At 63.4% G+C, this 7,700-nt stretch carries 7 protein-coding genes and 1 pseudogene; all 8 read left to right on the plus strand.

The window, feature by feature from the left end; genetic code table 11:
• Nucleotides 1–265: 265 nt before the first annotated feature.
• Nucleotides 266–472, plus strand: a complete 207-nt coding sequence (gene rpmE, locus MR825_RS03805; protein WP_007489589.1) for a 50S ribosomal protein L31 — start codon at nt 266–268, stop codon at nt 470–472.
• Between the two features lie 300 nt (nt 473–772).
• Nucleotides 773–1,279, plus strand: coding sequence for a flavin reductase family protein (locus MR825_RS03810; RefSeq protein ID WP_186907221.1), 507 nt, complete (start codon nt 773–775; stop codon nt 1,277–1,279).
• Between the two features lie 14 nt (nt 1,280–1,293).
• Nucleotides 1,294–2,598 (plus strand): annotated as a pseudogene (gene hflX / locus MR825_RS14460) (GTPase HflX).
• A gap of 36 nt (nt 2,599–2,634) precedes the next feature.
• Nucleotides 2,635–3,384 (plus strand): AAA family ATPase, encoded by a 750-nt coding sequence (locus tag MR825_RS03825; protein ID WP_287879000.1) that lies wholly within the window; start codon nt 2,635–2,637, stop codon nt 3,382–3,384.
• Nucleotides 3,381–3,914 (plus strand): GNAT family N-acetyltransferase, encoded by a 534-nt coding sequence (locus tag MR825_RS03830; RefSeq protein ID WP_287879002.1) that lies wholly within the window; start codon nt 3,381–3,383, stop codon nt 3,912–3,914. Before MR825_RS03825 ends, MR825_RS03830 begins: the two co-directional genes overlap by 4 nt.
• Nucleotides 3,911–4,540, plus strand: coding sequence for a YigZ family protein (locus MR825_RS03835; protein ID WP_186907225.1), 630 nt, complete (start codon nt 3,911–3,913; stop codon nt 4,538–4,540). The genes MR825_RS03830 and MR825_RS03835 overlap by 4 nt, the downstream gene beginning before the upstream one ends.
• 94 nt (nt 4,541–4,634) lie before the next feature.
• Nucleotides 4,635–5,639 carry a deoxyguanosinetriphosphate triphosphohydrolase gene (locus MR825_RS03840; protein WP_186907226.1) on the plus strand — a complete coding sequence of 335 codons (1,005 nt, stop codon included), beginning with the start codon at nt 4,635–4,637 and terminating at the stop codon, nt 5,637–5,639.
• Between the two features lie 448 nt (nt 5,640–6,087).
• Nucleotides 6,088–7,700, plus strand: a 1,613-nt coding sequence (dnaG, locus tag MR825_RS03845) for a DNA primase (protein ID WP_287879004.1), incomplete at its 3' end; no start/stop codon positions are given.

Consider the following 7,700-nt stretch of genomic DNA (forward strand, 5'->3'; position numbering starts at 1 on the left):
TATCTGTACTGCCGCACCATTTTTCACCCCGTTTCTATTGCTTCTTGTGGCGTACTGTGATATAAAAAAGAAGTGCGGAAGAACCGATTCACCCGTGTTCGGGTGTTTCGTGTCCTTTCGCACTTAATATTACAAGCCGCAACGGCCGAAAAAAGAGAAAAAAGTAGTTGCATTTTTGCCCGGGACATGTTATTATATCAAATGCGTTTGCGGGTACTTTCTACCCACATGCCCATATCCAGGAAGAGAAAGAGGTGAACACACAATGAAGGAAGGCATCCATCCCAACTACGAACAGACCACCATCAAATGCGCCTGCGGTAACGTGATCGAAACCGGGTCTACCAAGAAGGACATTCGAGTTGAAGTCTGCTCTAAGTGTCACCCCTTCTTCACCGGCAAGCAGAAGATGGTGGATACTGGCGGACGCGTCAGCCGCTTCAACAAGAAGTTTGGTCTGGACAAGAAGTAAGTTGGTATTTCAGGGAGCCCGTACCGGTTTCGGTACGGGCTCTTTTGCACAAATCCTGTGTCTGCGGCCCCGGAGCTCCCCCGGGGGGGGGGAAGCCTGGCGGCGGGACAACGGGAAAAACGGTCCGTTCTGAGCGTATGCGCCTTCGGACGGATGCTTCTCACGGCAGCTGGAGGGGCCCTCTCCTGGGGAATTGAGCCGCGGCCGCCGTGCAGAACGTGATCCCAAAGTCCGAATGGCTTTTTTGACGGGTCTACTGCATATACTGTAGCCGACGAAGCGTAAAAGGGAGGCAGCACGATGTTTGAGAAGATCGACCCCAAGACCCTGAAGGAAAACGTCTTTTCCCTGATCGGGGATCAGTGGATGCTGATCACCGCAGGTACACCGGAACACTGCAACACCATGACCGCCAGCTGGGGCGGCCTGGGGGTGCTGTGGGGCAAGAACGTGGCGACCATCTATATCCGCCCCCAGCGCTACACCTATGAATTTGTGGAGCGCAGCGATTTCTTTACCCTGGCCTTTTTCGGCCGCGAGTACCACAAGGCCCTCGCGCTGTGCGGCGCCAAGAGCGGCCGGGAGGTCGACAAGGCGAAGGCGTGCGGCTTCACCGTGGCGGCGGGCGAGGGGAAGGCCCCTTATTTTGAACAGGCCGAGCTGGTGCTGGTCTGTAAGAAAGCCTACTGGCAGGATCTTGATCCGGCCCATTTTCTGGATGCGGAGATCGACGGGGCCTGCTATCCCGGAAAGGATTACCACCGCATGTATATCGGAGAGATCGTGGAGGTCCTGAAGCGGACCTGACACGGGGAGGTTTTATGACGCAGTATACCGAAGACAAGCGCGACCGGGCGGTGCTGGTGGGCCTGAGCGCCCACAGCCTGCCCCGGGAGGAGTGCGCCACGGAGGCGTCCATGGAGGAGCTGGAAGCCCTGCTGGAGACGGCGGGGGGCGTTTGCGTGGGCATGGCGCTGCAGAACCGGGACGCCCCGGAAGCGCGCACCTTTATCGGAGAAGGCAAGACCGCCGAGGTAAAGGAGCTGGTCCGGAACGCGGGGGCGGACCTGGTCATCTTTGACAATGCCCTTTCCCCCTCCCAGCAGCGGGTATTGTCCGAGGAATTGGGGGTCCAGGTGCTGGACCGTGCGGCCCTCATTCTGGACATCTTTGCCCAGCGGGCCCGCACACGGGAGGGCCGGCTGCAGGTGGAGCTGGCCCAGTACCAATACCTGCTGCCCCGGCTGACGGGCATGTGGGGCCACCTGGTGCGGCAGACCGCCTCCGGCGGAAAGAGCCCCATCGGTACCCGCGGCCCCGGTGAGACCTAGCTGGAGACCGACCGGCGGCACATCCGCCGGAAGATCGCCAAGCTTCAGGAGGAACTGGAGCAGGTGCGGCGGGTGCGCGCCACCCAGCGGCAGCTGCGGGAGAAGAACGAGGTGCCGGTGGTGGCTCTGGTGGGCTATACCAACGCGGGCAAGTCCACCCTTCTGAACGCCCTCACCGGCGCGGAGATCCCGGCCAACGACCGTCTGTTCGACACGCTGGACACCACCACACGCACCCTGGAGATCAGCGATACCTGTACGGTGCTGCTCAGCGACACCGTGGGCTTTATCCGCAAGCTCCCCCACCACCTGGTGGAGGCCTTCAAGGCTACTTTGGAGGAGCTGTCCTACGCGGATCTGCTGCTCCACGTCATCGACGCCTCCAACCCCGAATGGCGGGAGCAGGCCGAGGTGGTGGAGCATCTGGTCGATGAGCTGGGCTCCGCCGGGACGCCCCGGATCGATGTGTTCAACAAGGCGGACTGCTATACCGGCGATATCCTGCCCCACGGGGCGGACATCGTCTCGCTCTCCGCGAAAACGGGGCAGGGGCTGGACAAGCTGCTGGAGATGATCGGAACGCGTCTGGACACCGGGGCACGACGGGTGGTGCTGCAGATCCCCTACGACCAGGGGGGGCTGGTGGATCTGCTCCACCGCCAGGCAAAGGTGGAGCGGGTGGACTACGGAGAGGCCATCGAGGTCACCGCCGTGTGCACCCCGGTGCAGCTGGGCCGTCTGCGGGGCTATATCGTCTCCGGCTGGACGCCGCCCAGGGAGTTTTGGGAAGAATAAAGACGGCCTTTGCCCGGGGAGAGGAAGGTGACGGATATGCTTTATCTGCGCGGCTTGGAGCAGCTGGACGAGGCGGCGGACGAGGCGGACTACACGCGGCGCATTCCGGCAGTGGCGGCGCTGAAACGGCTGGAGTTCCGCTGCCCGGTCACCTTCTTCGTGGGGGAGAACGGGAGCGGGAAATCCACGCTGCTGGAGGCCATCGCCGTGGCCTGGGGCTTTAATCCGGAGGGCGGCTCCCGGAATTTCCGGTTTTCCAGCCGGGACACCCACTCCGGCTTGTACCGCAGGCTGCGCCTGGTGCGGGGGAGCTGCATTGCGCAGGACGGCTATTTTCTCCGCTCCGAGAGCTTGTACAACATGGCCAGCTATGTGGACGAGCTGGCTGAGGGCGACCGGGGCTTTCTGCGGCAGTTCGGCGGGCGCTCCCTGCACGGCCGATCCCATGGGGAGAGCCTGCTCGCCTTGGCCCAGAACCGTTTCCGGGGACAGGGCCTTTATTTGCTGGACGAGCCTGAGGCCGCCTTGTCCCCGGTCCGCCAGCTCACCTTTCTGGCGCTGCTGCACCGTCTGGCGTCGGAGGGCTCCCAGCTGATTGTGGCCACTCATTCCCCCATCCTGATGGCCTGCCCCCGGGCGGAGATCCTGCGCTTTGACGGCGCGGCGGGCATCACGCCGGTGGCCTGGCAGGAGACGGAGCACGTTCAGATCACCCGTGATTTTTTGGCCGCGCCGGAGCGGATGATGCGCGTCCTCTTTGCGGAGGGCGGAGAGGAGGAAGCATGAGCCTGTACCTGGAGACGTCCCGTCTGATCCTGCGTCCCTTTACCGAGGAAGACGCACAGGATCTGTATGCCTATGCCAGCCATCCGGAGGTGGGGCCGCCCGCCGGCTGGAAGCCCCATGAGAGTCTGGCGGAAAGCCTGGAGGTGATCCGCACCATCTTCCAGCCCTCCAACACCCTGGCGGTGGTGCTGCGGAAGACCGGCCGGGTGATCGGCTCGGCCGGATTCGTGGATAAGCACGAGCCGGGGCTGGGTCTGCCCAGCGAGGAGATCGGCTATTCCCTGTGCCGGGATCACTGGGGGCAGGGCCTGATCCCGGAGGCGGTGGAGGCGATCCTCCTGCACGGCTTTACGGCGCTGGGCTATGCGGCCCTTTGGGCGGCCTACTATGACGGCAACGTAAAATCCCGCCGTGTGATGGAAAAGTGCGGTATGACCTACCGCTTTTCCCGGCGGGAGGAGGTAGTGCAGCTGGGGGAAGTACGGCAGGCGCACTATTATGCCATTACCCGGGAGGAGTGGATGCAGTGACGGAATATTTTGTGCCGACGGGCCCTGCCGAGACCGAACTGGTGGAAAAGCGCTCCCGTTTTCTGGGGCAGGTCTTCCCCGTAGAGAGCGAGAAGGAGGCCCGCGCCCGGATCGAGGCAGTCAGAAAGCGGCACTATGACGCCCGGCACAACTGCTGGTGCTACCGGCTTCGCGCGGGGGGCGCGGAGCGCTGCTCCGACGACGGGGAACCCCAAGGTACCGCGGGACAGCCCATGCTGGGCGTGTTCCAGCGGGAGGGCGTGGAAAACGTCTGCTGTGTGGTCACCCGCTACTTCGGCGGCGTGCTGCTTGGGGCCGGCGGGCTCGTGCGGGCCTATACCCAAAGCGCCAAGGACGCGTTGGATGCCGCCGGGATCTCCGTGGTGCGCCGCTGGGTGGAGCTGTCCCTGCCCTGCGCCTACGGGCTTTTTGAGCGGATGAAGCTGGAGGTGGAGCGCCAGGGCGGCGCGCTGGGCGGCGTGGAGTACGCCGAAGACGTGACCATCCGGGCGCTGCTGCCCGAGCAGCGGGTGGAAGACTTTATCGCGGCGGTGACCGAACGGACCGCCGGGGAGGTCCTGCCCCGGGCCTGCGGGGAGGCCTATCGTGCGGTTCCGATCAAATAATATGAATAAATTATGAATTTTCGGAAAAAAGAAGGGTTTTTCCGAAAAAAAGCGTATACAGTTATAGCGGAAGCAGGGGAGGAGGGCATTTCCCTTGACACTGAGAGAACAGACCGAAGCGGCGGAGCGGGCGCAGCTGTCTCCCTTCGCCTGTCTTGCATCGGCCTCGCGGGGGCGGGAGCGTCCCCTGGAGCCGTGTCCCACCCGCACCTGCTTCCAGCGCGACATCGACCGCATCGTCCACTCCAAGGCATTCCGGCGGCTGAAGCACAAAACGCAGGTATTCCTGGAGCCGGAGGGGGACCACTACCGCACCCGTATGACCCACACCATCGAGGTCTCCCGTATCGCCCGTACCATCGCACGGGGGCTGCGCCTCAATGAAGACCTGACGGAGGCCGCCGCCTATGGCCATGATCTGGGCCATACCCCTTTTGGCCACGCCGGGGAGCGGGTCCTCCATGAGATTATGCCCGGCGGGTTTGCCCACAACGAGCAGTCCCTGCGGGTGGTGGACCGGCTGGAGAAGGACGGAGAGGGCCTCAACCTGACGTGGGAGGTGCGCCGGGGCATCCTCTGCCATACGGGAAGCGACCGGGCCGAGACGCTGGAGGGCCAGCTTCTGCGCCTGGCGGATAAGATTGCCTACATCAACCACGATATCGACGACGCCATTCGGGGCAAGATCATCTATCCTATGGATATTCCCCTGAGCGTCTCTCAGATGCTGGGATTCACCCACTCCGAGCGCATCAACACCCTGGTGACGGACATCATCGCAAGCAGCGCCGGGCGCAATGAAATCGTCCAGTCCGCCGCCTGCCGGGACGCCATGCACGAGCTGCGGGAGTTCATGTTTGAGTACGTTTACCGCAATCCGGTGGCCAAGGGCGAGGAGGGCAAGGCGCAGGACATGCTGCGCCGCCTCTTTGAATACTATAGAGCAGACCCGGACAAGCTGCCCCCGGAATTCCAGGAGATCCGTATGGAGGAGAGCCCGGAGCGCGCCGTCTGCGACTACATTTCCGGTATGACGGACAAATTTGCGGTGGAGCAGTTCGGCGAAGCCTTCATCCCAAAGGCGTGGAGCGTGAAATAGACGCGGACGCGCGCAAGCGCGCCAAGCGTTTTGCCGCAGGCAAAACCTTGCCGCAGGGCGAATTCAGTTCGCCCGAGGAAGTTGAAACGGGGTCCCCGCGCGGCTGTGCCGCGTGGGGCAGGGACCCGCGAAGCGGGACGCGCGCAAGCGTGCCAAGCGTTTTGCCGCAGGCAAAACCTTGCCGCAGGGCGAATTCAGTTCGCCCGAGGAAGTTGAAACGGGGTCCCCGCGCGGCTGTGCCGCGTGGGGCAGGGACCCGCGAAGCGGGACGCGCGCAAGCGCGCCAAGCGTTTTGCCGCAGGTAAAACCTTGCCGCAGGGCGAATTCAGTTCGCCCGAGGAAGTTGAAACGGGGTCCCCGCGCGGCTGTGCCGCGTGGGGCAGGAAATGACGGGGCGCGGGTATGAAACCGGCAGATCACGGCAAAAATAGTCGGAAGGAGGGCGGCCATGGCCATTCCGGAGCAATTTATCGACGAACTGGTGGCCCGGAGCGAGATCTCCGATGTGGTGTCCTCCTACGTATCCCTGAAAAAGAAGGGCGCCAATCTGTGGGGCCTGTGTCCCTTTCACAGTGAAAAGACGCCCTCCTTTTCCGTGTCTCAGGAGAAGCAGATCTACCACTGCTTTGGCTGCGGAAAGGGGGGCGGGGTGATCTCCTTTCTTATGGAGATCGAGAACCTGCCGTTTGTGGATGCGGTACGCCTGCTGGCCCAGCGGGCGGGGATGGAGGTCCCGGACGCTTCGGCCGACGACGAAAGCCGGAAAAAGCGCGCCCGTGCCCTGGCGGCCAACCGGGATGCGGCCCGGTTCTACCACGAATACCTCAAAAGCCCCGGCGGGGCGCGGGTGCGGGACTATATCGCCCAGCGGCAGATTACCCCCCGCACAGCCACCCGCTTCGGTTTGGGGGCCGCCCCGGACCAGTGGGACGGCTTGATCCGCGCCTTGTCGGAACAGGGGTATACCAAGCTGGAGCTGATCGAAGCAGGCCTTGCCGTGGCGGGTAAAAACGGCGGCGTCTACGATAAGTTCCGCTCCCGGCTCATGCTCCCCGTGATCGACGTGCGGGGGGAAGTGACCGGCTTTACCAGCCGCATCCTGCCGGGAGAGGAGGGGGCGAAGTACCTCAACACCCCTGAGACGGCCGTGTTCAAAAAGGGGCGGCTCATCTACGCCCTGAATTTTGCCAAGAGCACCAAGCGGCCCAACCTGGTGCTGGTCGAGGGCAATATCGACGTGATCACCCTGCATCAGGCGGGCTTTGACAACGTAGTGGCCACGATGGGCACCGCGCTTACCGAGGAGCATGCCCGGATCCTCGCCCGGTACACCCGGGAACTGGTGCTCTGCTACGATAACGACCCGGCGGGGAAAAAATCCACCGACCGGGTACTGGGCATCCTGAGAAACGCCGACCTGAACGTACGGGTGCTGCAGCTGCCCAATGCGTACGACGCCGCGGGAAACCCGCTCAAACAGGACCCGGATGACTTTGTAAAAAAATTCGGCCCCGCCGCTTTTGAAAAGTGCCTGAGCGGCAGCGCGGGGCAGAACGACTACAAGCTGGATACCCTGCAGCAGCGGCACGATCTGTCCGGCGAGGAGGGGCGGCTGGCTTTTCTGCGGGAAGCGGTGGAGACGGTAGCCTCCCTGCGCAGCCCCATCGAACGGGAGATCTACGGCAACAAGGCCGCCGCCGCCGCGGGCGTCTCCGCCGAGGCCATGGCCCAGGAGGTCAAGCGGGAGCTGGCCCGCCGCATGAAGCAGGCCAAAAAGAAACAGGAGCGCCGTGACCTGACCCCAGCCGTCCAGCTCCAGCCGAAGGAGCGGGAGCTGCGCTACGCCAACCTGCGCTCTGCCCGTGCGGAGGAGGGGGTGCTCCGGCTGCTGCTGCTGGAGAGCGCACTGTTTCAAGAGACGGACGGGCTCAAGCCGGAGCAGTTTTCCGCTCCGGCGCTGGCAAAAATCTACGGCCTGCTGCTGCGCCGCCACCGCGAGGGGCGCTCCACGCAGCTGGCGGCTCTGGCCGGGGAGCTTTCCCCGGAGGAAATGAATCATTT

The organism is Lawsonibacter sp. (genome assembly GCF_022777125.1).
GTDB classification, from domain to species: domain Bacteria; phylum Bacillota; class Clostridia; order Oscillospirales; family Oscillospiraceae; genus Lawsonibacter_A; species Lawsonibacter_A hominis.

Bases quoted from the DNA above. Each gene is read 5' to 3' on its own strand.
- MR825_RS03825 (WP_287879000.1), top strand. From the start codon at position 2,635: ATGCTTTATCTGCGCGGCTTGGAGCAGCTGGACGAGGCGGCGGACGAG.
- MR825_RS03810 (WP_186907221.1), top strand. From the start codon at position 773: ATGTTTGAGAAGATCGACCCCAAGACCCTGAAGGAAAACGTCTTTTCC.
- MR825_RS03830 (WP_287879002.1), top strand. From the start codon at position 3,381: ATGAGCCTGTACCTGGAGACGTCCCGTCTGATCCTGCGTCCCTTTACC.
- rpmE (WP_007489589.1), top strand. From the start codon at position 266: ATGAAGGAAGGCATCCATCCCAACTACGAACAGACCACCATCAAATGC.